At 42.9% G+C, this 26,966-nt stretch carries 24 protein-coding genes; 6 read left to right on the forward strand and 18 right to left on the reverse strand.

From position 1 onward, the window contains the following. Window positions 1-326 precede the first annotated feature (326 nt). Window positions 327-1,787 (forward strand): sodium-dependent transporter, encoded by a 1,461-nt coding sequence (locus tag ACOSVQ_RS03980; RefSeq protein ID WP_392479643.1) that lies wholly within the window; start codon window positions 327-329, stop codon window positions 1,785-1,787. Beyond that, a complete protein-coding gene (locus ACOSVQ_RS03985) occupies window positions 1,787-1,879 on the forward strand; it encodes a MetS family NSS transporter small subunit (RefSeq protein ID WP_112403926.1) in 93 nt (30 codons plus the stop codon). The genes ACOSVQ_RS03980 and ACOSVQ_RS03985 overlap by 1 nt, the downstream gene beginning before the upstream one ends. A 69-nt stretch (window positions 1,880-1,948) precedes the next feature. On the opposite strand, the gene ACOSVQ_RS03990 is transcribed toward ACOSVQ_RS03985, so the two are convergent. The 16 genes from ACOSVQ_RS03990 to yceD all read right to left on the reverse strand — a co-directional run bounded on the left by ACOSVQ_RS03990 (window position 1,949) and on the right by yceD (window position 15,846). Continuing rightward, window positions 1,949-2,665: an SDR family oxidoreductase gene (locus ACOSVQ_RS03990; protein WP_491981286.1), complete on the reverse strand. Its 717-nt coding sequence runs from the start codon at window positions 2,663-2,665 to the stop codon at window positions 1,949-1,951. A gap of 138 nt (window positions 2,666-2,803) precedes the next feature. Then, window positions 2,804-3,208 (reverse strand): hypothetical protein, encoded by a 405-nt coding sequence (locus tag ACOSVQ_RS03995; RefSeq protein WP_491981287.1) that lies wholly within the window; start codon window positions 3,206-3,208, stop codon window positions 2,804-2,806. Window positions 3,209-3,372: 164 nt separating this feature from the next. Then, window positions 3,373-4,803, reverse strand: a complete 1,431-nt coding sequence (ptsG, locus tag ACOSVQ_RS04000) for a PTS glucose transporter subunit IIBC (RefSeq protein WP_491981288.1) — start codon at window positions 4,801-4,803, stop codon at window positions 3,373-3,375. Between the two features lie 444 nt (window positions 4,804-5,247). Then, the gene (locus ACOSVQ_RS04005; RefSeq protein WP_491981289.1) at window positions 5,248-6,015 is read right to left on the reverse strand and encodes a TatD family hydrolase; all 768 of its coding nucleotides are present in this window, start codon (window positions 6,013-6,015) and stop codon (window positions 5,248-5,250) included. Next, window positions 6,006-6,986, reverse strand: a complete 981-nt coding sequence (holB, locus tag ACOSVQ_RS04010; RefSeq protein WP_491981290.1) for a DNA polymerase III subunit delta' — start codon at window positions 6,984-6,986, stop codon at window positions 6,006-6,008. Before holB ends, ACOSVQ_RS04005 begins: the two co-directional genes overlap by 10 nt. 36 nt (window positions 6,987-7,022) lie before the next feature. After that, window positions 7,023-7,658: a dTMP kinase gene (gene tmk, locus ACOSVQ_RS04015; protein WP_491981291.1), complete on the reverse strand. Its 636-nt coding sequence runs from the start codon at window positions 7,656-7,658 to the stop codon at window positions 7,023-7,025. After that, window positions 7,658-8,671, reverse strand: a complete 1,014-nt coding sequence (mltG, locus tag ACOSVQ_RS04020) for an endolytic transglycosylase MltG (protein WP_491981292.1) — start codon at window positions 8,669-8,671, stop codon at window positions 7,658-7,660. The genes tmk and mltG overlap by 1 nt, the downstream gene beginning before the upstream one ends. Next, window positions 8,668-9,471, reverse strand: a complete 804-nt coding sequence (gene pabC / locus ACOSVQ_RS04025; RefSeq protein WP_491981293.1) for an aminodeoxychorismate lyase — start codon at window positions 9,469-9,471, stop codon at window positions 8,668-8,670. The genes mltG and pabC overlap by 4 nt, the downstream gene beginning before the upstream one ends. A gap of 79 nt (window positions 9,472-9,550) precedes the next feature. Then, on the reverse strand, window positions 9,551-10,795 hold the full coding sequence (gene fabF / locus ACOSVQ_RS04030) for a beta-ketoacyl-ACP synthase II (protein WP_491981294.1): 1,245 nt from the start codon (window positions 10,793-10,795) through the stop codon (window positions 9,551-9,553). A 91-nt stretch (window positions 10,796-10,886) separates the two neighbouring features. Continuing rightward, entirely contained in the window at window positions 10,887-11,120 is a 234-nt protein-coding gene (acpP, locus tag ACOSVQ_RS04035) for an acyl carrier protein (protein WP_014204679.1), read from the reverse strand. Window positions 11,121-11,352: 232 nt separating this feature from the next. Beyond that, window positions 11,353-12,087: a 3-oxoacyl-ACP reductase FabG gene (gene fabG, locus ACOSVQ_RS04040; RefSeq protein WP_491981430.1), complete on the reverse strand. Its 735-nt coding sequence runs from the start codon at window positions 12,085-12,087 to the stop codon at window positions 11,353-11,355. Window positions 12,088-12,114: 27 nt separating this feature from the next. After that, window positions 12,115-13,038 (reverse strand): ACP S-malonyltransferase, encoded by a 924-nt coding sequence (gene fabD, locus ACOSVQ_RS04045; protein WP_491981295.1) that lies wholly within the window; start codon window positions 13,036-13,038, stop codon window positions 12,115-12,117. Window positions 13,039-13,126: 88 nt separating this feature from the next. Beyond that, a complete protein-coding gene (locus ACOSVQ_RS04050) occupies window positions 13,127-14,077 on the reverse strand; it encodes a beta-ketoacyl-ACP synthase III (protein ID WP_491981296.1) in 951 nt (316 codons plus the stop codon). A 5-nt stretch (window positions 14,078-14,082) separates the two neighbouring features. After that, window positions 14,083-15,108 carry a phosphate acyltransferase PlsX gene (gene plsX, locus ACOSVQ_RS04055; protein WP_491981297.1) on the reverse strand — a complete coding sequence of 342 codons (1,026 nt, stop codon included), beginning with the start codon at window positions 15,106-15,108 and terminating at the stop codon, window positions 14,083-14,085. Window positions 15,109-15,117: 9 nt separating this feature from the next. Next, a complete protein-coding gene (rpmF, locus tag ACOSVQ_RS04060; RefSeq protein WP_000290732.1) occupies window positions 15,118-15,288 on the reverse strand; it encodes a 50S ribosomal protein L32 in 171 nt (56 codons plus the stop codon). A gap of 33 nt (window positions 15,289-15,321) precedes the next feature. Then, on the reverse strand, window positions 15,322-15,846 hold the full coding sequence (gene yceD / locus ACOSVQ_RS04065) for a 23S rRNA accumulation protein YceD (RefSeq protein ID WP_491981298.1): 525 nt from the start codon (window positions 15,844-15,846) through the stop codon (window positions 15,322-15,324). Window positions 15,847-15,992: 146 nt separating this feature from the next. Between yceD and ACOSVQ_RS04070 the strand changes: the two genes are divergently transcribed. Next, window positions 15,993-16,574 (forward strand): Maf family protein, encoded by a 582-nt coding sequence (locus ACOSVQ_RS04070; protein ID WP_491981299.1) that lies wholly within the window; start codon window positions 15,993-15,995, stop codon window positions 16,572-16,574. A gap of 54 nt (window positions 16,575-16,628) precedes the next feature. Here the strand turns inward: ACOSVQ_RS04070 and rluC are convergent, their stop codons facing one another. Then, the gene (gene rluC, locus ACOSVQ_RS04075; RefSeq protein WP_491981300.1) at window positions 16,629-17,579 is read right to left on the reverse strand and encodes a 23S rRNA pseudouridine(955/2504/2580) synthase RluC; all 951 of its coding nucleotides are present in this window, start codon (window positions 17,577-17,579) and stop codon (window positions 16,629-16,631) included. A gap of 605 nt (window positions 17,580-18,184) precedes the next feature. Here rluC and rne point away from each other — a divergent pair. From rne to ACOSVQ_RS04090, 3 genes are all read left to right on the forward strand, one after another. After that, window positions 18,185-21,181 (forward strand): ribonuclease E, encoded by a 2,997-nt coding sequence (gene rne / locus ACOSVQ_RS04080; RefSeq protein ID WP_491981301.1) that lies wholly within the window; start codon window positions 18,185-18,187, stop codon window positions 21,179-21,181. 258 nt (window positions 21,182-21,439) lie between these two features. Continuing rightward, window positions 21,440-22,999, forward strand: a complete 1,560-nt coding sequence (locus tag ACOSVQ_RS04085) for a SulP family inorganic anion transporter (protein ID WP_491981302.1) — start codon at window positions 21,440-21,442, stop codon at window positions 22,997-22,999. A gap of 160 nt (window positions 23,000-23,159) precedes the next feature. Next, complete coding sequence (locus ACOSVQ_RS04090) at window positions 23,160-24,035, forward strand: DMT family transporter (protein ID WP_491981303.1); 876 nt, start codon at window positions 23,160-23,162, stop codon at window positions 24,033-24,035. Between the two features lie 120 nt (window positions 24,036-24,155). On the opposite strand, the gene adhE is transcribed toward ACOSVQ_RS04090, so the two are convergent. Further along, the gene (gene adhE, locus ACOSVQ_RS04095; RefSeq protein WP_491981304.1) at window positions 24,156-26,849 is read right to left on the reverse strand and encodes a bifunctional acetaldehyde-CoA/alcohol dehydrogenase; all 2,694 of its coding nucleotides are present in this window, start codon (window positions 26,847-26,849) and stop codon (window positions 24,156-24,158) included. Window positions 26,850-26,966 lie beyond the last annotated feature (117 nt).

Below are 26,966 nucleotides of genomic sequence, written 5' to 3' on the forward strand. Positions count from 1 at the left end.
AACACCATAAACGACCGATAAAACTATCATAATACAAAAAACTAACATTTATGATCTATTGCTATTAACAGCACAAAACTGTAGTCTCAGTACCACGCGTAGCTGATTATTTCAGATTTCGCAAACACACATCAGATAATAAAGAATAAAACTCTGAGTTTTCTTGCGGCAAACAAAATTTAATACTAACTTTTCACCGATTCATGGACGATAGATAAAAGATAAGGCAGTTCTATAGAACGCTAAAAAATATCGACAATATCCATGTTCGTCTGTGATAGCCGCAGAGAAGCTTCATACCTCAGAGAGTTGTAAAGGAGTTAAACATGAAGCGAGAACAATGGGGATCCCGAGTTGGGTTTATCCTAGCAGCGGTAGGTTCTGCAATCGGTCTTGGGAACATTTGGCGTTTCCCTTACATGGCATATGAAAACGGCGGCGGTGCATTTTTCATTCCTTATATCTTCGCACTACTTACTGCGGGTATTCCATTCATGATCCTTGAGTTCAGCATGGGTCAAAAGAACCGCGGTTCAGCGCCATCTACTCTAGCAAAAATCAATTCTAAATTTGAATGGTTAGGCTGGTTCCAAGTAGGTATCGCTGCCGTTATCGCTGTTTACTACGTTGCTGTTATTGGCTGGGCTATCTCTTACTTTGGTATGTCGTTTACTCAAAGCTGGGGCACAGATACTAACGCATTCTTCTTTAGCGAGTACTTAGCACTAGGTGACAACTCGCCAACGAATCTTGGTGACATCCAATGGAACATCGCATTCGCTATGTTCATTGCTTGGGCAGTTACTTATGCAGCTATCGTAGGTGGTGTAAAAGCAGGTATCGAGCGTGCATCTAAGATCATGATGCCGATCCTATTCATCATGGTATTGTTCCTAATTGCTCGTATGATTTTCCTTCCTGGTGCTCTTGATGGTGTGAACTACATGTTCCAACCTGACTTCAGCAAAATTTGGGACGTGAAAGTTTGGGCTGCTGCTTATGGTCAGATCTTCTTCACTCTAAGTATTGGTTTTGCAATCATGCTTGCATATTCAAGCTACCTGCCAGAAAAATCAGACATCACAAACAACGCGTTTATGACTGTGTTGATCAACTGTGGTTTCTCAATCCTTGCAGGTATCATGATTTTCTCTGTGTTGGGTTACATGGCGCAAGAGCAAGGCAAACCACTAACAGAAGTTGTTTCTGCAGGTGTAGGTCTAGCATTCGTAACGATTCCAGCGGCTATTAACCTTCTACCAATTCCTTACATCTTAGGTCCAATATTCTTCCTAGCATTGGTTGTAGCAGGTCTAAGCTCGCATATTTCAATCATGGAAGCAGTAACTTCAGCGGTTATCGACAAGCTGAAATGGAGCCGTAAGAAAGCAGCGAACGTTGTTATCGGTTCTGGTCTAGTTATCTCAATGGCGTTTGCAACTAACGGCGGTCTATTGCTACTTGACCTAGTTGACCACTTCGCAAACAACGTGGGTATCATGGCAAGCTGTTTCGTTGAAATCGCACTAATGACATGGTTGCTAAAAGTATCTGACGTACGTAAATACGTGAACAGCATTTCTGATTTCAGCGTAGGCGTATGGTTCGATATCTGTTTACGTTTTATCACTCCAGTGATGCTAGCTATCATCATTGCAACAAAACTTATTGCACTGTTCACTGAAGGCTACGGCGGTTACGACCTGACTCTAGGTTGGGCAATCATTATCGTTCTACTTGTATTTGGTGTACTGGTTAACCTATTAAGCCGTAAGGAGGCAAAATAATGACTGCTAGCGCAATTATTATGATGATCATTGGTCTTGGTATTACTTGGGGTGGCGCTGCTATCTGTATCAAGAAAGCGATGAACAAATAATTCATCCATAAAACCAAAAGCCGGCTTATTGCCGGCTTTTTGATTGGTTTCAATATCAAATCGAACAATCTAACAATAATTCTTTTCAATCAAAGGGCGAATAACTAACTCGTCTACGCTAGAAATACCATTTTGACTTGCCATGAATAAAATAGAGTCAACCACTTGCTGTGGATGCAAATATTCAGGGCGATCAGCCGCTCTGAAAGGAGTATCTACTCCACCCGGGTAAATAGCGCAAACCTTAACTCCGTGCTCCCTTGCTTCTTTACGAAATACTTTCGCTAAAGCATCCATACCTGCTTTTGATGCTGTGTAGGCTCCGATCCCTTCATTTGAAAAACCACATACTGTAGATAGGACGTTGATGATAATGCCCTCTCCACGAGGTTTCATCGAAGTATTATAGGCTTGCTGCATAAACACGAATGGAGACATCATATTCAACTGGACTAAGCTCATGAGATCATCAACGGGTAAATCAGCAATGGCGCTTCTAGATGTATTTGCACCCGCACAATTAACCAACACATCGATTTTGCCAAGCCTCTCGATAGAAGAGGAAACAAAGTGTTCAATCAATTCAAAGTTGGTTGCATCAAACGCTTCATAATACGTTTGTTTATCAAAATGAGAGAGTTCAGTAACTAACTCATTCAGTTTGCTTTCTGAGCGTCCGCAAAAAGATACATTCGCACCCAACTCTAACAATCGAATAGTCAGGAGACGCCCAATTCCAGAAGTAGCGCCAGTGACAATAAAGTTTTTATTTTTTACATCCAGCATTAAGTATCAGAACTCACTTTAAGTAAGAAGACATTCAGCCATGCTATGCATGGCTGGAACAATTGACTTACATGATACGTTTAACTGTATTTGGGTAAAAAGGTGGGTTATCACATAACTGATTAAATAATTTAGATATTAGAAATGATACGTCAACCCAAGTGCTGCACCGATTTGCAATTCGGGACCACCATAGAAATTGATTTCTGGATGAACCTGACCATAAAGATTAAAACGATTATTAAACTGCCAATTGATACCTAACGGTAAGCGAGCACCGAAATCATCTTCCCACTCAGCCCATGCGCCACCGCCAACATACCAGTCAAAAGGCACATCAGGACTGTTAAAACTTCCTTGAGCAAAAATGTAGTCAAATGCTGCACCATCGTTGCCTAAGATAAAGCGATACTGGTCATCAATTTCGAACACAACACTTAACTGTTGGTCGACTGCCATACCAATTTCGAAACCTTTATTTTGCTGCGCATAAACATTTGAAGATGCGCCAATAAGTAAGGCGACCATTGCTAAATTTTTCATAAGTAAATCCAGATACCATTGCTATACAAAAGTATAGACGGTAGCGAATCACGGTAGTGCCTGTGTCATCCTACGGTAAAGCAACTTTAAGAGTTTGTAGGAATTCGCACACAAAAAAAGGAGACCGAAGTCTCCTTTTCCATAGGGGAAGAGATGTCTGAGGATTAACCGTTGTTACGGATCCACTCATCCATATCAGTTTTAAGGTTGTCAGACTTAGTACCGAAGATAGCTTGAACGCCACCAGATACTACAACTACGCCTGCTGCACCAAGTTTTTTCAGTTTGTCTTGGTCAACGATTTCAGTATCAGCTACTGATACACGTAGACGAGTGATACATGCGTCTAGGTTAGTGATGTTAGCTTTACCGCCGAATGCAGCAACTAGTTCACCAGCCATTTCAGTACCTGCAGCTACTGTTGTACCTTCAGCTTCATCTTCACGACCAGGAGTTTTAAGGTCCATAGCACGGATAACGAAAGTGAATACTACGTAGTAAAGAACTGCGTAAGCGATACCTAGACCAACTAGTAGCAGCATGTTCTCAGCACGTGGAGATTGAACCACGAAATCGATGAAACCGTTAGAGAACGTGTGACCGTGAACAACACCTAGAGAGTTCGTTAGCATGTATGCAACGCCAGCTAGTACTGCGTGAATTGCGTATAGTACTGGAGCGATGAATAGGAATGAGAACTCAATTGGTTCAGTGATACCAGTTAGGAATGAAGTCAATGCTGCTGAAGCCATGATACCCATTACTTTTGCACGGTTTTCTGGTTTAGCGCTGTGTGCAATAGCAATAGCAGCTGCTGGAAGACCGAACATCTTGAATAGGTAACCACCCGCTAGCTGACCGAAACCGTTACCAGCTGCGCGAGTAGCGTCATCAGCTGTAAGGAAACAAGTCATAATACCGTGAGCTACTTGACCAGCCGCGTTTGTACAAGTACCTGCTTCGTAGAAGAATGGTACGTTCCAAATGTGGTGTAGACCGAATGGGATTAGAGAACGCTCAACAACACCGTAGATACCGAATGCAGTAACAGGGTTTTGGTTCGCAGCCCAATCAGAGAAAGAAGCAATTACGCTACCAATTGGTGGCCAAATAATAGAAAGGATTACACCAAGACCAATTGATAGGAAACCAGTAATGATTGGCACTGCGCGTTTACCCGCGAAGAAGCCTAGGTACTCTGGAAGTTGAATTTTGTAGAAACGGTTGAATGCCCAAGCAGCAACACCACCCGCTAGGATACCACCTAGAACACCAGTTTCGATGTGATCAACACCCATTACAGTTGCCATTACGTTTAGCGTAGCAACCATGATACCGTAACCAACGATAGCAGACAGACCTGAAACACCATCGTTGTTAGTGAAACCTAAAGATACACCGACAGCGAAAAGAAGTGCCATTTGGCCGAAAACAGAACCGCCAGCTTGTTCCATTAGGTGTGATACTACTTCTGGTAGCCAGCTAAAGTTCGCCGCACCCACACCAAGCAAAATACCTGCAACTGGAAGTACTGATACTGGAAGCATCAGAGACTTACCAACTTTTTGCAGGTTAGCAAAAGCGTTTTTAAACATGTTTATGCTCCTGATTAAGTTATTAGAATGTTTGGGTTCTAACGGCACACCCCCGTAGCCTAAATGTTAGCACCCAATGAAAATGTAACCACAAAATGCATTATATTTTCCGCCTCTAAATATATCTTGATGCTCCTCATGGTTTCTACTTAGTTACGAAATTAAGTTTCAAAGTATTAGACAGATCACAATCAGATCTGACCTCTGAAAAGCATTACACCAACCATATCCTATTGTTTTATATATCATTAAAAGTTCAAAACAATAATTTCACTGCGTAAATAAAATTGGACATGATGTTATTTCATGTAACAAAATTACATTGGGTTGTTTTGCTCTCTCAAAATCAACATATTTAGTAAACAATAGAATATTTTTTACAATCGTCCTTTTTTAACAATAAAAAAAGGAGCAAATGCTCCTTTTTAAACCAGATGTTGTTTTCTATCGCAAAAAAAGATCTTTGTAATTTTTGGTCGTTTTCTCTGCAATTTCAGAGAGTGAACACCCTTTTAGCTGAGCAATGTATGCCGCTACCTCGACGACATACGCCGGCTGATTCTCTTTGCCGCGATGAGGGACTGGAGCTAAATACGGTGAATCAGTCTCGATGAGTAGACGCTCGATTGGTAATGCTTTCACGACCTCTTTAAGTTCAGTCGCCTGTCTAAACGTCACTATTCCAGAAATAGAAATATAGAACCCCAAGTCTATTGCTGCTTCGGCAAATGCCAGATCCTCAGTAAAACAATGAATCACCCCACCACAACGTTCAGCTCCGCCTTGCTTTAACATCGCCAAGGTATCTGCACGTGCATTTCGAGTGTGAATAATCAATGGTTTATTAAGTGCAACTGCAGTTTCAATTTGCTGTGAAAAACGCAGTTTCTGCAATTCTGCTGTTTCTGGTTGGTAATGATAATCTAGACCCGTTTCACCAATTGCAACAACTTTTGGATGTTTAGCGTATTCGTGAAATTTATCTAGAGCGAATTCACTTTCAACATCTAGTGGGTGTACACCACATGAAGCATGCACGTTGTCAAATGGTGCGATCATCTCGATCATGTCTGGAAACGAATCGAGCGTAACACCTACTGAAAGCAACTGCTTTACATTCGCTTGAGCCGCTTTTTTCACTACATCCGATATGTCAGTGTGTAAATCTTGATAGTCCAGCTTATCCAGATGGCAGTGGGAATCTACAAACATGTTTCCTCGTTAAATTTAAAAATCCAATCCGTAATTAAAAGCTCAGTATTCAATCCGGTGAAATGCCTGAGTTTTTCGATTAAAGCGGCTAACTCTGAACTCTGCTTCTCTAGAACAACATAGCTCACTATTTGAGATAAAGTATGACTTCCGGGAGTAAAGTTGGGCTGAACGACACCGAATTGAACTTTCTGAGCATCGGTAAGCAAATACCAGAGCCAAGTTAGGCGCGAGATCGGAGACTCATTCAACTTGCTTGTACACTTGAGTACAGATTCGATATCTCCTTGGATAGCGGCAATCAGGCTGTCTTCAATCAATTTATACGAATCGATGTCTCCGGATTGCATAAAGGCTTTAGTCTGCACAGGCGTATTGCCATTGATGTGAGATGCGAAAGCAGGAACATCAACACCGAGTTCTTTTTTCAACCATTGAGTTACAACAGCTGAGTGTGGGTCTGGAATAGAAACTTGTTGGCATCGACTAACAATCGTTGGTAGCAATGCACTTGCCTTGGAAGCAATCAGTACAAACACACACTTCTCAGACGGATCTTCAAGCGTCTTTAATAAAGCATTAGCTGCAGATTCATTCATCGCTTCAGCCGGTTCGATAACAAAAAGACGATAACCGGATAACTGGGAAGACTCTTGGGCGATACGGTTGCACTGACGGATCTGCTCAACCGTAATAGCCTTGCCTTCTTTCTCCGGCTTAACAACATGATAATCTGGATGGTTGCCCGATTGCATCAAATCACAGCCGTGACAAAATCCACATGGTTCACTGGTAGAAGTGTTGCACATTAACGATCGTGCAAAGTGTTCAGCTAACCGAAAAGTATCTAAACCAGGCGAAGAAAAAAGCAAAGTAGCAGAAGCAAAGCTGTTGTTGTCTAGCTGCTGTTTCCAGTTGTTCCAAGTGCCTTGAAGCCAAGAATGAAGTTCTTGAACATTATTTACTAACATAAAGCTTCCTAGATGCTTGTCAGCCATTGAATCTGCTTAACCATCGCATTTTTTTAACCAAAGCAGCAAAACAGATTTAATATCTTGCGCTACTTTATCAATGCTTTGCTCAGCATCAACGACAATAACTGAGTCATCCCCTTTAGCAATCTCAAGGTATCGCGCTCTTGTGCGCTCGAAGAAACTAATGTCCATTTTCTCGATTCGGTCAAGTTCACCTCGACCACGAGCTCTCTCTAAGCCGACTTTAGGGTCAATGTCTAAGTAGAGAGTTAGATCCGGCTTAAAATCACCTAGTGTCGTCTGCTTTAAACTTTGCATCGTTTGACTAGAGATCTGACGACCACCGCCTTGATAAGCCTGAGAAGACATATCATGACGATCTCCTACAACCCAATGACCTTGCGTAAGAGCTGGTTTAATCACGTTTTCGACCAATTGAACACGCGCGGCATACATTAGAAGCAGTTCGGTCATATCTTGCAGAACTTCACCTTCGTGTTCTTGTTTCACAAGTTCACGCATCTTTTCTGCAAGGACAGTACCGCCAGGTTCACGCGTGCGGGTTATTTGTTCGATACCAAAGTCATGCAGCGTTTCTACAATTGCTTGGATAGCAGTACTTTTGCCAGCCCCTTCTAGGCCTTCTACAACGATAAATTTTGATTTCATTATTTATTACGTATCTGTTTTAGATAAGCGCGAACTGCGCGGTTATGCTCTGTCAGTGTTTTCGAAAACACATGTCCACCGTTACCGCTGGCAACGAAGTACAAGTAATTGCTTTGGTCTGGATTAAGAGCTGCCTTGATTGATGCTGGGCCAGCCATAGCAATTGGTGTCGGTGGTAAGCCAAAAATGACATAAGTATTGTATGGTGTCGGTGCTTTTAGGTCTTTCTTGCGGATATTACCGTCATAGTTTTCACCCATACCATAAATAACCGTCGGGTCTGTTTGCAAACGCATACGTTTATTTAGACGATTGACGAACACAGACGAAATCTGGGTTCTTTCATCTTCAACCGCAGTTTCTTTTTCGATAATCGAAGCCAAAATCAACGCTTCGTAGGATGATTTTAGCGGCAAATCGCTTTGGCGTTTATCCCACTCTTCAGAGAGTATATTGTTGAGTTTAACGTGGGCACGTTTAAGAATATCTAAGTCACTAACACCATTAGTGAAGTGATAAGTTTCTGCAAGAAACAGCCCTTCCAACTTTTCTCTTTCGATCCCCAATTTTTGCGCGATTTCTTTTTCTGAAAAGCCATCTAACGTATGTTTAAGATTAATGTTGCTAGCAAGAATATCTCGCCACTCAGAGAATCGACTGCCTTCAACGAAGGTAATCGCAAACTGATGCTCCTTTCCTGAAATAAACAGCATTAGCGCTTGATTCAAATCCATATCAGGTGTGATTTGATACGTACCAGCCTTTAAACCGGCTAACTCTGGATGTAATCGATGAATGAAAGAAGAAAACGAGGTTGGTTCAATCCATGTCTTTTCTGCCAAAAGTGACATCGCACGGTTGAGACTAGTACCACTCTGAATAGTGATGATCTGTGGTTCTTCTATTTTTAATGGTTGGTTAAGATAACTGTTTACCTGGCTTTGGATATAGAAATACGCACCAGCAACACTGACAATAAGAACGACCAATAAAAAAGATAACTTTTTAATCACGAATTAAATTTCTCCTGAATTCGTAGCGTCTGCGGTCCAATTGAGTACTTATGTTCTGAAATTTGGACAACAGGTGCTACCTCTAACAGTGAGTTAGAGATAAAAACTTCTTCCGCGTTATCAAGATGATCGAGTTCGAAATCACCTTTAACGACTTTCAAATTAAGATGGCGGGCATATTCTAATATATTTCTGCGCGCAACTCCTGCCACACCGGCATTTTTTAACGAAGGCGTGTATAAAGTTCTACCTTTTACCCAAAAAATATTTGCTGCCGTAGTCTCTACGATATGGCCATGAATATCCAAACATACTCCATCGAGATATCCTGCTTGGTCCATTTCGCCTTTAAACAATACCTGTTCTAAACGGTTGTTGTGTTTGTGTCCTGCAAGTAATGGGTTCAACCCCATACGTTTGGTACAAACACCAAGCGGCAAACCTTCTAGTTGCCACTGAGTATAATGAGATGGGAAAGCAAAATTGCTGATCGTTATGTTTGGCTCCGTGAGGTTTGTGGGACTATATCCTCTTCCTCCGACACCCCTACTGATATGAATCTTTATACCTGCTTTCGCATCTTGAAGAATTGCAGATTGCAGCCACTGTTCAACTTGCTGCCAATTCGGTTGGGATATACCCAGCACTTTAAGGCACGCTTCCATACGCTCAATGTGATACGCCCAATGCTGAATAGCGCCTTGTTTTGTGAGTATGGTTGTAAAGCATCCATCACCGTATTGAAAGGAGCGATCACCCGCGGAGATTAGGTCATTCAACTCGCCATTTATCCATAACATATTTCCGCTCCCTGAAAATAAAGAAACGGCTTAATGCTAAGCATCAAGCCGTTTCAAAACAAGTACAGTTCAATGAATCTTATACGCGCTTAAAGATTAATGATCCGTTTGTGCCACCAAAACCAAATGAGTTACACATTGCATATTCCATACCTTCTACTTTGCGAGCAGTGTTTGGAACAAGATCAACGTCTAGACCTTCTTCTTGGTCTTCAAGGTTAATTGTTGGTGGAACCATTTGGTCTACAAGAGACATAACAGTAATGATAGCTTCAACAGAACCAGCGGCACCTAGTAGGTGACCAGTCATCGACTTAGTTGAAGAAATTAGAACTTGTTTAGAACCCGCTTCACCAAGTGCACGTTTAATGCCTTTCACTTCTGCTACATCGCCTGCTGGCGTAGATGTGCCGTGAGCGTTCACATAACCGATTTGTTCACCAGTTAGACCTGCATCACGCATCGCAGCTTCCATCGCTAATGCACCACCAGAACCATCTTCACTAGGTGAAGTCATGTGGTAAGCATCGCCAGACATACCGAAGCCAACGATTTCAGCATAAATTTTAGCGCCACGAGCTTTAGCGTGTTCGTACTCTTCAAGCACCATGATGCCAGCCCCATCGCCTAGTACAAAACCATCACGGTTTTTATCCCAAGGGCGAGAAGCTTTTTGAGGCTCATCGTTACGAGTTGAGAGTGCCTTAGCTGCACCGAAACCCGCCATACCTAGAGGCGTAGATGCTTTTTCTGCACCACCAGCAACCATCGCTTCTGCATCGCCGTAAGCGATCATACGTGCCGCATGGCCAATATTGTGCAAACCTGTTGTACATGCTGTTGAAATCGCGATATTTGGACCACGTAGACCACGCATGATAGACAAGTTACCAGCTATCATATTTACGATAGTTGAAGGTACGAAGAATGGGCTAACTTTACGTGGGCCTTTCTCTAGAAGTGAGCAATGGCCACTTTCAATAAGTTCTAGACCGCCGATACCTGAACCAATAGCTACACCAACACGTGGAGCGTTTTCTTCAGTGATCGACAAACCAGAATCGTCTAATGCTTGAATACCCGCAGCAATACCGTACTGGATAAATAAATCCATCTTGCGAGCATCTTTTTTAGACATGTAATCTTCGCAATTAAAGTCTTTAACTAGACCTGCGAAACGAGTTGAAAAATTGGTTGTATCAAAGTGTTCAATATTAACAATACCACTTTGACCAGCTAGCAGGGCTTTCCAAGAAGATTCTACTGTGTTGCCCACTGGTGACAACATACCCATGCCAGTGACAACGACACGACGCTTGGACACGATCATATTCTCCGGGAATTGAAAAATTCTATGAGAGGTAAAGATGAGTGAGAAAAACTCAGGCGGTCAGATGACCGCCTGGGAAGAGACATTACTGAGCGCTGTTTACGTAGTCGATCGCAGCTTGAACAGTAGTGATTTTCTCTGCTTCTTCATCAGGAATCTCAGTGTCAAATTCTTCTTCTAGAGCCATAACTAGTTCTACAGTGTCTAGAGAATCCGCACCTAGATCTTCAACGAAAGAAGCTTCGTTTTTAACTTCTGCTTCGTCTACACCTAGCTGTTCAACAATGATTTTCTTTACGCGTTCTTCGATGTTGCTCATTTTTTCTTTTCCTTTACAGATTTCGCCTAATGCGATGATTCCGTAGTTTATTCTAACTAGGGAAAGTTGCAAGGGGGTCCTTGCTGGTCAAACCACAAATTTGGCGATTTTAACCGAAATTCACACCATTTTTGACATATATCATGCACAGATCTTGCGCATTTTTATGTCAATTTATGTACAAAGTTGGCCACATTTAAGACTCAGTTTCCAACTTAGCACAAAAATGGCATTAAACCATATACATGCCGCCATTTACGTGCAAAGTTTCGCCCGTAATGTAAGCACCTTCTGGTGAAGCCAAAAATGCAACTGCAGAAGCAATTTCACGTGGATCACCCAAACGACCAGCTGGTACTTGTGCAAGTGTAGCAGCACGTTGCTCATCGTTCAGTGCTTTTGTCATATCTGTTTCGATAAACCCTGGTGCAACTGTGTTCACAGTTACGCCACGAGAAGCAACTTCACGCGCCATAGACTTAGTAAAGCCAATTACGCCAGCTTTTGCAGCTGCGTAGTTCGCTTGTCCTGCGTTACCCATTGTGCCAACAACAGAACCTACGTTGATAATGCGACCATTGCGTTTTTTCATCATGCCACGTAGTACAGCTTTTGACATACGGAAGATAGAAGTCAGGTTGGTATCTAGAATATCTGACCATTCTTCATCTTTCATACGCATAAGTAGGTTGTCACGAGTGATACCAGCGTTGTTTACTAGAATATCGATAGCACCAAACTCATCGTTAATCGCTTTCAATACAGCTTCAACTGATTCAACATCTGTAACGTTAAGAGCAAAACCCTTACCGTTGCTACCAAGATATGCGCTGATCGCTTCTGCGCCACTTTCACTTGTTGCCGTGCCAATTACTGTGGCACCACGTTCAACAAATAGTTCAGCAATCGCTTTACCAATACCACGGCTTGCACCTGTAACTAGTGCAACTTTGCCTTCTAGACTCATGAATTGACTCATGTTTGGTTCCTATATTTACTTAGCTGCTTCCAGTGAAGCGATATCGTTCACTGCTGCTGCATCTAAGGTTTTTACAATACGTTTAGTTAGACCAGTTAGAACTTTGCCCGGTCCCATTTCTAGCAATTTCTCTACGCCCTGCTCGCTCATCTTCTCTACACCTTCAGTCCAACGTACTGGGCTGTAAAGTTGGCGAACAAGCGCATCTTTAATTTTCGCAGGATCAGTTTCTGCAATTACATCTACGTTATTGATAACAGGTAGTTGTGGAGCGTTGAATTCAATTTCAGCCAAAGCTTCTGCTAAACGCTCAGCTGCTGGCTTCATTAGCGCACAGTGTGAAGGAACAGAAACAGGTAACGGAAGTACTCGCTTAGCACCAGCCTCTTTACACAATGCACCTGCGCGTTCTACTGCATCTTTCTGACCTGCAATCACAACTTGACCAGGTGAATTAAAGTTTACTGGAGAAACTACATCGCCTTGAGCCGCTTCTTCACATGCTTTTGCAATAGCCTCGTCATCAAGACCGATGATAGCGTACATAGCACCAGTACCAGCCGGTACTGCTTCTTGCATCGCCTTACCACGAAGCTCAACTAAGCCAATCGCTTGTTTAAAGTCGATAACACCTGCACACACTAAAGCTGAGTATTCACCTAAGCTGTGACCTGCAAGAACTGCAGGTTGCTCTAAACCAAGCTCTTGCCATACACGCCAGATGGCTACAGAAGCAGCTAGTAATGCAGGCTGTGTACGAAATGTCTGGTTTAAATCTTCAACAGGACCGTTTTGAACCAACGCCCATAAATCATAGCCCAACGCTTCTGATGCTTCTGCAAAAGTTTGGTTAACCACATCATACTGCTGTGCTAGCTCAGCAAGCATACCGATAGCTTGAGAGCCTTGACCTGGAAATACGATAGCAAACTTGCTCATTGCTGTTTCCTCAAAATGATTAAGGCGTTATTTCAACGCCTTAAAGACTATAGTAACGATTAAATATTACGAAAATCGAACTGCTAAATTAAAATTTAACTAAAGCTGAGCCCCAGGTGAAACCGCCACCGAAAGCTTCTAAAAGTAAGTTTTGACCGCGCTTAATACGTCCGTCACGAACTGCTTCGTCTAGAGCAGTTGGAACCGTTGCCGCAGAAGTATTACCGTGTTTATCCAAGGTCAATACAACTTGGTCTAGCGACATAGACAGCTTCTTCGCCGTCGCTGAAATGATGCGATAGTTTGCTTGGTGCGGAACTAACCAATCCAATTCAGACTTGTGCATATTGTTGGCTTCTAAAGTGTCTTTAACCAGTTTAGACAGTTGAGTTACTGCAACTTTAAACACTTCGTTACCAGCCATATATAGCCACTTATCAGCATCCCCACCACGCTCAGGCACAGGCAGGCTTAGTAAGTCACCAAACTCACCATCCGAATAAATGTGAGTTGAAAGAATACCTGGCTCTTTACTTGCTCCAAGCACAACTGCACCCGCAGCATCGCCGAATAAAATAATGGTAGAGCGATCAGTAGGATCACAGCTTTTTGACAAAGCGTCAGCGCCAATCACTAGTGCATTTTTACACATACCAGTTTTGATATGTTGGTCAGCCACTGACAGTGCATAGATAAAGCCCGAACATGCCGCCGCCAAGTCAAATGCTGGGCAGCCTTTAATGCCTAACTTACCTTGCACCTGACACGCAGACGAAGGAAATGTATGGCTGCTACTTGTGGTTGCCACGATAATGAGATCGATGTCGTTTTTATCAATACCCGCCATTTCGATCGCATTCTGTGCTGCATAAAACGCCATATCCGCAACTGTTTCATCTTCAGCTGCAATGCGACGCTCGCGAATACCCGTACGAGTGACAATCCACTCATCGCTAGTATCTACCATTTTCTCTAAATCAGCGTTTGTACGCACTTGAGATGGCAGGTAGCTGCCAGTACCTAAAATTTTGCTATACATGAAGACTAATAATGCCTCTCGAGTAAAACCGCTTCCAAACGATCGCTTATACGGCTGGGTACTTGTCGTTTAACTTCATGCACCGCCTCTGAAATCGCGTTAACGACAGCGGGTACATCAGCACTTCCATGACTTTTTATTACAATGCCGCGCAATCCTAGCAAACTTGCGCCGTTATACTGGTCGGGGTTCAGTGTTTTTAGCTCCGTAAATAGTTCAGAAAACAGCTTTTTCGCAATCCAACCTTTTATAGATGAGCCTAAAAACTTATTTTTTAGCCTATCGATAAAAAGTTGTGCTGTTCCTTCACATGCTTTTAAGCAAACATTGCCAACGAAACCATCACATACAACAACATCTGCTGCATCAATTAATAATTGGTTCCCTTCAATGTAGCCGATAAAATTCACAGCGTGTGTTTGACTGAGCATTTCTGCACAACGTTTAACTAAATCATTACCTTTAATCTCTTCAGCGCCGATATTCAATATCGCTACGCGAGGAGGTCGACTTAGATGTTGTTCTGCTAATGCTGCACCCATCACTGCAAATTGAAATAAAGAATCAGCGTCACTAGACACATTCGCGCCTAAATCCAGCATCCATGTTTTGCCACCTGATGCAGTAGGCAAAGCTGAAACCAATGCTGGACGATCAATACCAGGCAAAAGTTTTAATCGAAAACGAGACAATGCCATTAACGCACCAGTGTTACCTGCACTAACACAGGCATCTGCTTGACCGTCTGCGACGAGGTCAATAGTCATACCCATGGAGGTACCGACACTGTGGCGAAGAGCCAATGAGGGTTTTTCTGAATTCGAAATGACGCGGTCACTATGTACGACACTCAAGCGAGCGTTCGGTTCGTAACCTAATAAAGAAAGTTGTTGGGCGATCTCAGTTTGATCACCGATGAGAGTCACTTTTAGCTCTGGGAAATGCGACAGTGCCTGCACGGCGGCAGGCACTGTTACGCGAGGACCGAAATCCCCGCCCATTGCATCAAGTGCAACGGTTAAATTTTGCAAAGGTCAACCTTACTTGTTGATAACCTTTTTACCACGGTAGTAACCTTCAGCAGTTACGTTGTGGCGTAGGTGAGTTTCACCTGAAGTCGCGTCTACAGATAGTGCAGCTGCAGTTAGCGCATCGTGTGAACGACGCATACCACGACGTGAACGTGTTTTACGGTTTTGTTGTACGGCCATTGACCCTACTCCTATGTTAATGGTCTCAAAGAATTACTTCTTCAAACTTTTTAAAACATCGAATGGATTCGGTTTATCTTCCAAAATCTCTTCTGGAATCTCACCAAACACCATATTGTCTGATTTAACGCTACAATCCGCATCTTCGTGCATTGCTACTTGAGGCAAACTTAAGATGAACTCGTCTTCAACAAGCTGAATCAGGTCTACTTCACCGTACTCATTAAGATCTACCAAATCGTAATCGTCGGGAATTTCTTCATCACTTTTTTTCCCAGTAATAGGAGAATAAGTGAATTCAACTTCACACTCGTGTGTGAAAACCTCATTACAGCGCTGACACTCTAAATCAACTTCGATGTTAGCTTTACCAGAGATAACAACTAGTTGCTGTTCATCAAGCCCAAATGACAATGAGACTTGTGCGTCGCGTTTTACGCTATCGACTGACTCCTCTAAGCGCTTCAAAAGACTCATTTGGATGATGCCATCGTAATCAAGTCGTTTTTGAGCCGCTTTGCCCGGATCAATCGTTCGCGGTATCTTTACCTTTTGCATAGGGCGCGAATATTATCTTCCAAAACAGATTTAGTCAAAGAAAAAGGTAAAAAATACAATTTTTTCCCTTTTCACGGAGAGAATTATGGTCAGCAGCATTGAATCCTATATGCTGCACATAAACTTAACGATAATTGTAAAGTAAAATGCAAAATTACCAACTAGTTTTAGCTTCCACTTCACCATTTCGTCAGCAGTTATTAAGCAAGCTGAGCATTCCATTTATCATTGCTCAGCCTGATTGTGATGAAACACCACTGCAAAACGAATCACCTGAAACATTAGTGCAAAGGCTTGCTGATCAAAAAGCTCGCTCTTGTATGATTGATAAACCGAGCTTGATCATTGGTTCTGATCAAGTTTGTGTTATTGAAGGAAAAATCGTTGGCAAACCGCATACAAAGCTGAAAGCAATTAAACAATTAATGAGTCAAAGTGGCAAAGCTATTACGTTTTATACAGGCCTTTCGCTTTACAACTCTCGTACTCAACAAAGTCAGATCACGCTTGATACATTCACCGTACATTTCCGACAGTTGACGCATTCAATGGTCGAGAAATATGTAGAGACAGAAATGCCTTTGAACTGCGCTGGTAGTTTTAAGAGTGAAGGTTTAGGTATCGCTTTATTTGAAAAGCTCGAAGGTGATGATCCGAATACACTCGTTGGACTGCCACTGATTAAGCTAACACGACTACTTGAAAACGAGGGCTTTCCTGTTTTGTAAACATCACCCATTTCACTAATTAAAAAGGCTTGTTCATCACAAGCCTTTATTCATTCAATTAGCATTTCGCATCTGAGCTAGTGCATTTTCTAACTTGCTATCTAGAGGCGCGTTCACCTCCATAAGTTCTTCCGTTGCTGGATGAACAAAACGTATGTTCGCAGCATGTAAGAATAGGCGGTCAATACCGAATTGAGCAGTGTAAGCATCAAATCGTCTGTCGCCGTAGCGGTCATCCCATGCAATAGGATGACCCATATATTGGGTATGAACGCGGATCTGGTGTGTACGCCCAGTAATAGGGCTCGCCTGAATCAAGGTTGCCTGCTCAAATTTTTCCAGGATCTTAAAGCGTGTCTCAGATGGCTTACCGTTGGAACTTACACGAACAATGCTGTTCACTTCGTTCTTTAATAAAGGCGCATTAACAGCTTTCCACTTACTTTCCCACTCCCCCATAACCAGAGCAAAATAGTATTTCTGTACTGTTTTTTCTCTAAATTGAGCTTGAAGGTGACGTAAAGCCGAGCGTTTTTTCGCTATTAACAAAATTCCCGATGTGTCACGGTCAATTCGATGCACCAGCTCTAAAAAACGTGCTTCTGGTCGAAGAGCTCGCAACGCTTCAATAGCGCCAAACTTCAATCCACTACCGCCATGCACCGCAGTACCAGAAGGTTTATTAAGAATGAGAAGATGTTCATCCTCATGGAGAATGCAACTTTCCAACTCCGCTACTTTATTTAGTTTCGTGCTCGGTGCAGCCGCTTCGTCAGCTTTTACTTCAACAGTAACAGGAGGTACTCGAACCACATCCCCCGCTTCCAGCTTATACTCAGCTTTCACTCGCTTTTTGTTTACGCGCACTTCACCCTTTCGCAAGATCCGGTAAACCATGCTTTTAGGAATTGATTTTAATTGGTTACGCAAAAAGTTATCTATGCGCTGACCAGCCATGTCTTCATCTATGTCGATGAACTGGACTTGAGTTCTGATTTCGTTCATGGTGGCTATTCTAACCGAATCTGCACGAATTCACATTTTCTTCGTGATTAAAAATCTCTTTTCGGATGCTTTTTTTTAATAACTGGTTGAAATAGACATCACAGTGCTCTTTGCTCCCGAAAATTGGGCAATTTGTTATTGATAAAATACAAACTTCTTGCCCATTTTGCTTAAATTTGACACGGACTAGGAAGCACTTTTGGACACGGCTAGAAATTTTTAAGCGCTTTCTAATAAAGCACATTGCTGTGACTAGCAGTCACTGCTATAGTTCACACCTGCAATAAGTGAACTGGTATGTTTCTATTTTATCGTTTACTTAAAGCAATGTATGAGTAGTAAACCTATAGCCGAATGCTGCATTGGCGTAAGACATTTTAGGTTTAGGTTTCTTGTTGCTCTACTCTTCGACTTTTCATGATGAGTATTTCCGCCTCTACGCGGATCACAGGCTGTTTCAGCTTGTGATGACTGACGTGCCCTCAGAGCATCCCCTCCAGCCGGGAGGCTGTAATGAATTAAGCCATGGGATCTGGCACCGTGAAATCGAACCAAATGCGACAAGAACAATAATCAAAACAAAGAAAAAATTACGAGATTTTTAAATGAAAAGAATGCTTATTAACGCAACTCAGAAAGAAGAGTTGCGTGTCGCTTTGGTCGACGGCCAGCGATTATTCGATCTTGATATCGAAAGTCCTGGACACGAATCGAAAAAAGCGAATATCTACAAAGGTCGTATCACACGTATTGAACCAAGTCTAGAAGCCGCTTTCGTTGATTACGGCGCTGAAAGACACGGTTTCCTTCCTCTTAAAGAAATTGCCCGCGAATACTTCCCAGAAGGTTATACCTACCAAGGTCGTCCAAGCATTAAAGAAGTGCTTAAAGAAGGCCAAGAAGTTATCGTTCAAATTGAAAAAGAGGAACGTGGTAGTAAAGGTGCAGCTCTAACTACATTCATTTCTCTTGCAGGTAGTTACTTGGTTCTTATGCCAAATAACCCTCGTGCTGGCGGTATTTCTCGCCGTATTGAAGGTGATGAGCGTACTGAGCTTAAAACTGCATTAAGTACATTAGAGCTACCGCAAGGTATGGGTCTGATTGTTCGTACTGCTGGTGTTGGCAAAAATGGTGAAGAGTTGGAATGGGATTTAAACGTTCTGCTAAACCATTGGGCCGCTATCAAACAAGCATCTGACGCGAATCCTGCGCCATTTCTAATCCACCAAGAAAGTAACGTTATCGTACGCGCGATTCGTGACTACTTGCGTCGTGATATCGGTGAAATCTTAATTGATAGCAACACTATCTATGAACGTGCCCTTGATCATATTCGTCTAGTGCGCCCTGATTTCGTAAACCGTGTTAAGAAATACGAAGGTGAAGTGCCTCTATTCAGTCACTTCCAAATCGAAAGCCAAATTGAATCTGCGTTCCAACGTGAAGTTCGTTTGCCTTCAGGTGGTTCAATTGTTATTGACCCAACAGAAGCACTAACCTCTATTGATATCAACTCAGCTCGCGCAACTAAAGGCGGCGATATCGAAGAAACTGCGTTAAATACCAACTTAGAAGCGGCAGATGAAATTGCACGCCAATTGCGTCTACGTGACCTAGGTGGTCTGGTTGTTATCGACTTCATTGATATGACGCCAGTTCGTCACCAACGTGAAGTAGAAAACCGTCTACGTGATGCGGTTCGCTTAGATCGTGCTCGTGTACAAATCGGTCGTATTTCTCGTTTTGGTCTATTGGAGATGTCTCGTCAACGTTTGAGTCCTTCTCTAGCTGAAGCAAGTCACCATATTTGTCCACGTTGTTCTGGTACAGGTGTAGTTCGTGATAACGAATCTCTAGCACTTTCTGTTCTTCGTTTAATCGAAGAAGAAGCGTTGAAAGACAACACGTCACAAGTTTTGGCCGTTGTACCTGTTTCTATCGCTTCATACCTATTGAACGAAAAACGTCGCTCGATTAACCACATTGAACGTATTCAAGAAGTTCGAATCACTATCGTTCCAAATTCAGACATGGAAACACCTCATTTTGAAGTAGTTCGTGTTCGTGAAGGTGAAGAACATGAGATTCTTTCTTACCTGATCCCTAGAAAACTTGAAGCGTTAAAAGAAGCTGAAGGTAAAGATACGAACGAACAAGATTTTCGTCCTAAACGTATCGAAGAGCCGGCTCTAAAAGGCTTTGCTTCACCTGCACAATCAGCGCCTGTTCCTGCTCCAGTTGCAAAACCAAAGCCTGAAGTAGCGGTAGAAACACCAGCAACTGAACAAAAACCTGGCTTAGTAAGCCGTTTCTTTAAAGCACTAGCAGGGATTTTCTCTACTTCTGAAGAAGAGAAGAAAGACCAAGCGAAAGAAGCAGTTGAAACGGATAACGAACGTCAAAAGCAACCTCAACGTCGTGAGCGTAATGACCGTCGTCGTAACAACAACTCTCGTGACAGAAACCGCCGTAAACCAAATGATAAGGCGAATGAAAAAGTTGAGAGTGAACAACAAGTTGTTGCTAGTGAAAACAAACTGCAAGAACGCAAACCTAAGCAAGAGCGTCGCAACAAACGCGATCGCAATGAAGCAAAATCAAACAAGCTTCAACAAGAAGGTCTGCAATTAGCAGCTGAAGCGCAGCAAGAAATTGCTGAAAAACCAGCAACTGAAGCTCAACAAACAAAAGCTGCTGCTGTTAAAGAACGACGTCAACGTCGTAAACTTAATAAGCAAGTACGTGTGAAAAATCAACAAACTGAAGAAACAGAGGTTGTTGATGAGTCTTTCACTGCAGACCTAGTTGCACCTGTTGTTGAAGAGCATAAGACAGAATTTGTTCAATCTGATGTAGATGCTGACAACGCAGAACAGCAAGATGAACAGAAACAACGCCGTAACCGTCGTTCGCCTCGCCATCTTCGTGCAAGTGGTCAGCGTCGTCGTCGTGGTCGTGATCGTCGCCCTAACCCATTCCGCCTACGTAAAGGTGGTGTAGCATCTCCAGAGATGGCAATGGGTAAAGTAATGCCACGTTATGACCTTGCTAAACCAGTTGTCAAAGCTCAGCCTCAAGTAGAAGCAGTAGTTGAACAAGCAGTTGTATCAACCCCAGTACTGGGCGGCTACGCATTCCCTGAAATGGCAATGGGTAAAGTGATTGTTCGTCGTGAAGTTACTGTTGCAGAATCTCCGGTTATTGAAGCACCAGCTGTGACGGTTGTTGAATCAATCATCGAGCCAAACATTGTTGAGGTAGCTGCTACAACACCAGTAGAAACGACCGTAGCTTCTTTCGAAGCTGTTCAACAGCCAGAAGTCGAAACTCCAGTTGCTGAAACTGTGGTAGAAGAAGTAACAGAGCAGGCGCCCGTTGTTGTAGCTCCAATCGTAGAGCCAGTAAAAGTAGCGAAAGTAGCTTCTCCAGCGAAAGGTCATGCATCGTCACCAATGACTAAAGCATCTGGTTCGCAAGAAGTGAGAGAAATTGCTGTCAACGCAGCTCCTTTCCGCACTGAACGCTATGCACTTATTGGTGCTGGTAGCCAAGTGGCACGTAGCCAAGCAGGTTCTGCAATGGCTAAACCTCAAAGTTAATAATACATACCTTTTTAAAAGCCACCTTCGGGTGGCTTTTTTATTATTCGCACCAACTCATTGATCACGATTATTGGTTCATTATTGAACTTCATCACACAATTCTGTAGCATCCGCCATTCATCTTTAACTTGATGCGTTCAGCCTTTGAATACACTTTTTGCCCTATGAAGTTTCATTCGGTACATCCCATTTCGATTCATTGAGCGTTCTAATTAAAGTCGGTTCATCTCATTAATCAGGAAAAACTCTCGAGTCATGTTTGAATTTCCCCAGTTTTCCAAACACTCTGTAAAAAATGACGTACTTTCAGGTCTTACTGTTTCTTTAGCTCTGGTACCAGAAGCCGTTGCGTTCGCTTTCGTCGCTGGTGTCGACCCTATGGTTGGCTTGTATGCAGCATTTATCGTTGGTCTTATCACTTCGATTTTCGGTGGTCGTCCTGGGATGATCTCAGGCGCAACAGGCGCTATGGCTGTGGTGATGGTAAGTCTAGTGTCTAGCCATGGTGTTCAGTATCTGTTTGCAGCTATATTGTTTACAGGGATTCTGCAAATTGCAGCAGGCCTATTTAAACTTGGTAAGTTTATTCGCATGGTGCCACATCCAGTGATGATTGGTTTCGTGAATGGTCTTGCGATTGTTATCTTCCTTGCGCAGCTTGGTCAATTCAAAGCTCCGGATATCAACGGCATGCTAACTTGGTTACCTAGCGATCAACTATTCCTGATGCTGGGTTTAGTTGCCTTAACTATGGCGATCATTCACTTTTTACCAAAGATTACGACTGCAGTACCTTCTTCACTCGCCGCTATTGTCACTGTAACTCTATTAGTACAAGGGCTAGGCTTAGAAACTCGCACTGTTGTTGACTTCTTACGTGCAATGTCTGGCAACGAAAGTGCAACCCTAGCTGGCAATCTTCCGACCTTTGCTTTCCCAGTCGTTCCAATGACTCTTGAGACGTTACAGATTATTCTTCCATACTCTGTCATTCTCGCGGCTATCGGCTTGATCGAATCGCTTTTGACCTTGACCGTCCTTGATGAAATGACTAATACCCGTGGTAAATCTAACCGAGAATGCATGGGACAAGGCTTAGCGAACATCACCTGTTCTGTGTTCGGAGCTATGGGTGGTTGTGCGATGATAGGTCAGTCGATGATCAACATTAATTCCGGTGGCCGTGGTCGCCTATCAGGTATTGTTGCAGCCGTGATGCTGTTGTTCTTCATTCTGTTTGCTGCTTCACTTATTGAGATGATCCCACTTGCTGCATTAGTCGGTGTGATGTTTATGGTTGTTATCGGCACATTTGAATGGGCAACGTTTAAACTCGCTCGTCGTGTACCTAAACAAGATTTCTTTGTTATTGTTTTAGTAACGGTTGTGACTGTCTTTACCGACTTAGCTATCGCTGTAGGTGTGGGAGTAGTCGCTTCTGCACTTATGTTTGCTTGGGAACATGCAAAGCATATCTACGCGAGTAGCCAACTTAATGAAGAAGGATCCAAAGTCTACAAAGTGAATGGTCCAATCTTCTTCGGCTCTGCGGCAAACTTTCTAGAGCTATTTGACGCACAAAATGATCCTCAAGATGTGATTGTCGACTTTGCACAATCACGCGTAGCAGACCACTCGGCAATAGAAGCGATTGAAACTCTAGCAGAGCGCTACGCTTCAGTCGGTAAAACGCTTCACTTACGTCATCTGAGCCAAGACTGTCGCGCTTTGTTAGACAAAGCAGGTAGCCTAGTCGAAATTAACGTGAAAGAAGACCCTAGCTACAAAGTGGCGACCGATGTGCTAGCAGGCTAATCGCCACAAATCTGAAAACATTTCTAAGCCTCTCTTTCGAGAGGCTTTTTCTTACCCATTCATTTGATATAGCCCAAGATTAATTGCATAGTGATATGCCAGTGAGCGTCTTGTTTGAAACAGACACCGCTATTCCCATTTTTCGTTGGATATTCTTATCATGACATGGATTTTGTTCACTCTTTTTGCTGCATTTATGCAGTCATGGCGCAATGCATTTCAAAGCCATCTGTCTGGTGATGTAAAAACGGCAGGTGTCACTCTAGCCCGTTTTATTTGGGCAAGCCCTATCGCTGCAATCTATTTAATCTCTCTATATGCAATAGAGCCTATTTCTCTGCCTGATTTTAATTCTCTCTTTATCACCTATATCGTGGGTGCAGCTACGATGCAGATCCTTGCTACCGCTCTGATGGTGAGACTATTTAAGTTCAACAACTATGCGGTAGGTGCAGGGCTAGCAAAGAGTGAAGCTTTGGTCGCTGCACTACTCGGCATGCTTTTCTTCGGCACTCATTTAACATTGTTAGGATGGGTTGGCGTATTTATCGGAGGAATCGGTGTCTTTTTGCTTAGCACCCAAGGCAGCTTTCGCCAGATATCTCTGCCTACTGTTCTATTGGGAATAAGCTGTGGCAGTGCTTTTGCTCTCACCTCACTCTGGGTTCGTGAAGCGAGCATCGCATTAGGGCTACCCTTCCCTTATGGAGCGGCTTGGGTATTGTTATTGGTCATATCGCTACAAACACTTATCCTTGTGGGATATTTGATTGTTAGGGATATCGATACTTTAAAATCCTTATTTGCACGCCCTAAAATCGTATTTTTAACGAGTTTAACAAGCTGCTTAGGCTCAATCGGCTGGTTTAGTGCGATGTCACTACAAGCTGTACCTTACGTTAAAACACTTGGTCAGGTAGAAATATTTTTTACCATGTTGATATCAGTTTTGTGGCTCAAACAGAAAGTCAGAATAAAAGATGGCTTTGGACTGGTTCTCGTTGCTCTAGCCGCAATTTTGGTAATGTGGACTTAATTCCTCACGTTAGTAGCTAGCAACTCCCACAGGCTAACAGATAACAATAAAAAAGCCCCACCGAAGTAGGGCTTTTCATTTCTTGATAAGGTTATCGTGCTAGCGAAAACCTATCTCATATTAAGCTTTTACTTTCTTGTCAGCTTTAGCTGCTGGAGCAACTTGGTCAGCTTTCTTCTTGATTACAGTAGTACCTTCGAAAGTTTCACCTTCAACGAAAGCTTTACCGTAATAAGAAGCGATAAGTACTTCTTTTAGCTCAGTGATTAGAGGGTAACGTGGGTTTGCACCAGTACATTGGTCATCAAACGCGTCAACCGCTAGTTCATCAACTTTTGCAAGGAAGTCAGCTTCGTTAACACCCGCAGCTTGGATAGACATTGGGATATCAAGATCTTTCTTAAGCTCATCCATCCATGCTAGTAGACGTTCAATCTTCTGAGCAGTACGGTCACCAGGTTGAACTAGACCCAAGTGCTCTGCAACTTCTGCGTAACGACGGCGTGCTTGTGGACGGTCGTATTGAGAGAAAGCAGTTTGCTTAGTTGGGTTATCGTTCGCGTTGTAACGTACAACGTTAGAGATAAGCAGTGCGTTCGCAAGACCGTGTGGTAAGTGGAACTCAGCACCAATCTTGTGAGCCATTGAGTGACATACACCCAAGAAAGCGTTCGCAAATGCTACACCAGCGATAGTTGCTGCGTTGTGTACTTTTTCACGAGCAATTGGGTCGTTTGCACCATTCTTGTAGCTTGATGGTAGGTACTCTTTTAGCATCTTAAGTGCTTGAAGAGCTTGACCATCAGAGTATTCGTTCGCAAGAACAGATACGTATGCTTCAAGAGCGTGAGTCACTGCATCGTAACCACCAAACGCTGTTAGAGACTTAGGCATGTTCATAACAAGGTTCGCATCAACGATAGCCATGTTAGGAGTTAGCTCGTAGTCAGCTAGTGGGTATTTAGCGCCAGTCTTGTCGTCAGTAACAACCGCGAATGGAGTAACTTCTGAACCAGTACCTGAAGTAGTAGTAATACATACCAACTCAGCTTTTTGACCCATTTTAGGGAACTTGTAGATACGTTTACGGATGTCCATAAAGCGCATTGCTAGTTCTTCAAAGTGAGTTTCTGGGTGCTCGTACATTACCCACATGATCTTCGCAGCATCCATTGGTGAACCACCACCTAGAGCTAGAATCACGTCTGGTTGGTAGCTAGCCATTTGTGCAGCACCTTTCTCTACTACAGATAGAGTTGGATCAGCTTCTACGTCAAAGAATGTTTGAACTTCCATGCCTTGAGCTTTAAGAAGTTGAACTACTTCGTCAGCGTAACCGTTGTTGAATAGGAAACGGTCAGTTACAAGGAATGCGCGTTTTTTACCTTCAAGGTCGCTAAGAGCGATTGGAAGGCTACCACGACGGAAGTAGATTGACTTAGGTAGTTTGTGCCACAACATGTTTTCAGCTCGCTTAGCAACAATTTTCTTGTTGATTAGGTGTTTTGGACCAACGTTTTCAGAGATAGAGTTACCACCCCATGAACCACAGCCTAACGTTAGAGATGGAGCTACGTTGAAGTTGTAAAGGTCACCGATACCACCGTGAGTAGTCGGAATGTTGATTAGGATACGTGCAGTCTTCATTTTGTCACCGAAGTAACGAATACGATCTGCGTTTACGTCTTGGTTAGTGTATAGACCAGACGTGTGACCGATACCACCGATTTCAACCATTGTTACTGCTTGTTCAACAGCGTCTTCAAAGCTGTCTGCTTTGAACATACCTAGACATGGAGATAGTTTCTCGTGTGCGAATTCATCGTCGTAAGAAACTTTGCCCAGACCTTCACCGATAAGAACTTTAGTATCAGCTGGAACTTTAACCCCTGCCATTTCTGCGATAGCTGAAGCAGGTTGACCAACGATTTTCGCGTTTAGCGCACCGTCGATAAGAATTGTTTTACGTACTTTGTCAGCGTCAGCTTTGCTTAGTACGTGAGCTTTATGAGAAGCAAAACGCTCTTTAACTTCTTCGTAAACGTCTTTATGAACGATTACAGCCTGTTCAGAAGCACATACTACGCCGTTATCGAAAGTTTTAGACATAAGTACAGATGCTACTGCACGTTTGATGTCTGCTGTTTCGTCGATAACAACTGGAACGTTACCTGCACCTACACCGATTGCTGGTTTACCAGAAGAGTAAGCTGCTTTAACCATGCCTGGACCACCAGTCGCAAGGATAAGAGCGATACCTTCGTGTTTCATAAGAGCATTTGAAAGCTCTACAGATGGTTGGTCGATCCAACCGATGATGTCTTTTGGTGCGCCAGCTGCTACTGCTGCATCTAGAACTAGTTTAGCTGCATCATTTGTAGAGTTCTTAGCACGTGGGTGTGGTGAGAAGATGATACCGTTACGAGTCTTCAATGAAATCAAAGATTTGAAGATTGCAGTAGATGTTGGGTTAGTTGTCGGTACGATACCGCAGATGATACCTACAGGCTCTGCGATCGTCATTGTGCCCATGCTGTCGTCTTCTTCTAGAACACCACAAGTTTTCTCATCTTTGTATTTGTTGTAGATGTATTCAGACGCGAAGTGGTTCTTGATTACTTTATCTTCAACAATACCCATGCCAGATTCCGCTACCGCTTGTTGCGCTAGAGGGATACGAGCTTGGTTAGCTGCTAGAGAAGCTGCTCGGAAGATTTTGTCTACTTGCTCTTGAGAGTAAGTAGCAAACTCAGCTTGAGCCGCTTTAACGCGAGCTACTAGAGCATCTAGTTCAGCCAGATTAGTTACAGGCATAGTGGATCTCCTAAAATAAAAATATAAAAATTAAAAAAACTCTTTATTAAGCATGTTGCATGTGTGTTTTTGGTACAACTTCAAAGACTTAGTATCAACGAACTTAGTAAATTGCTT

The sequence above is a fragment of the Vibrio sp. HM8-C genome (genome assembly GCF_058630515.1).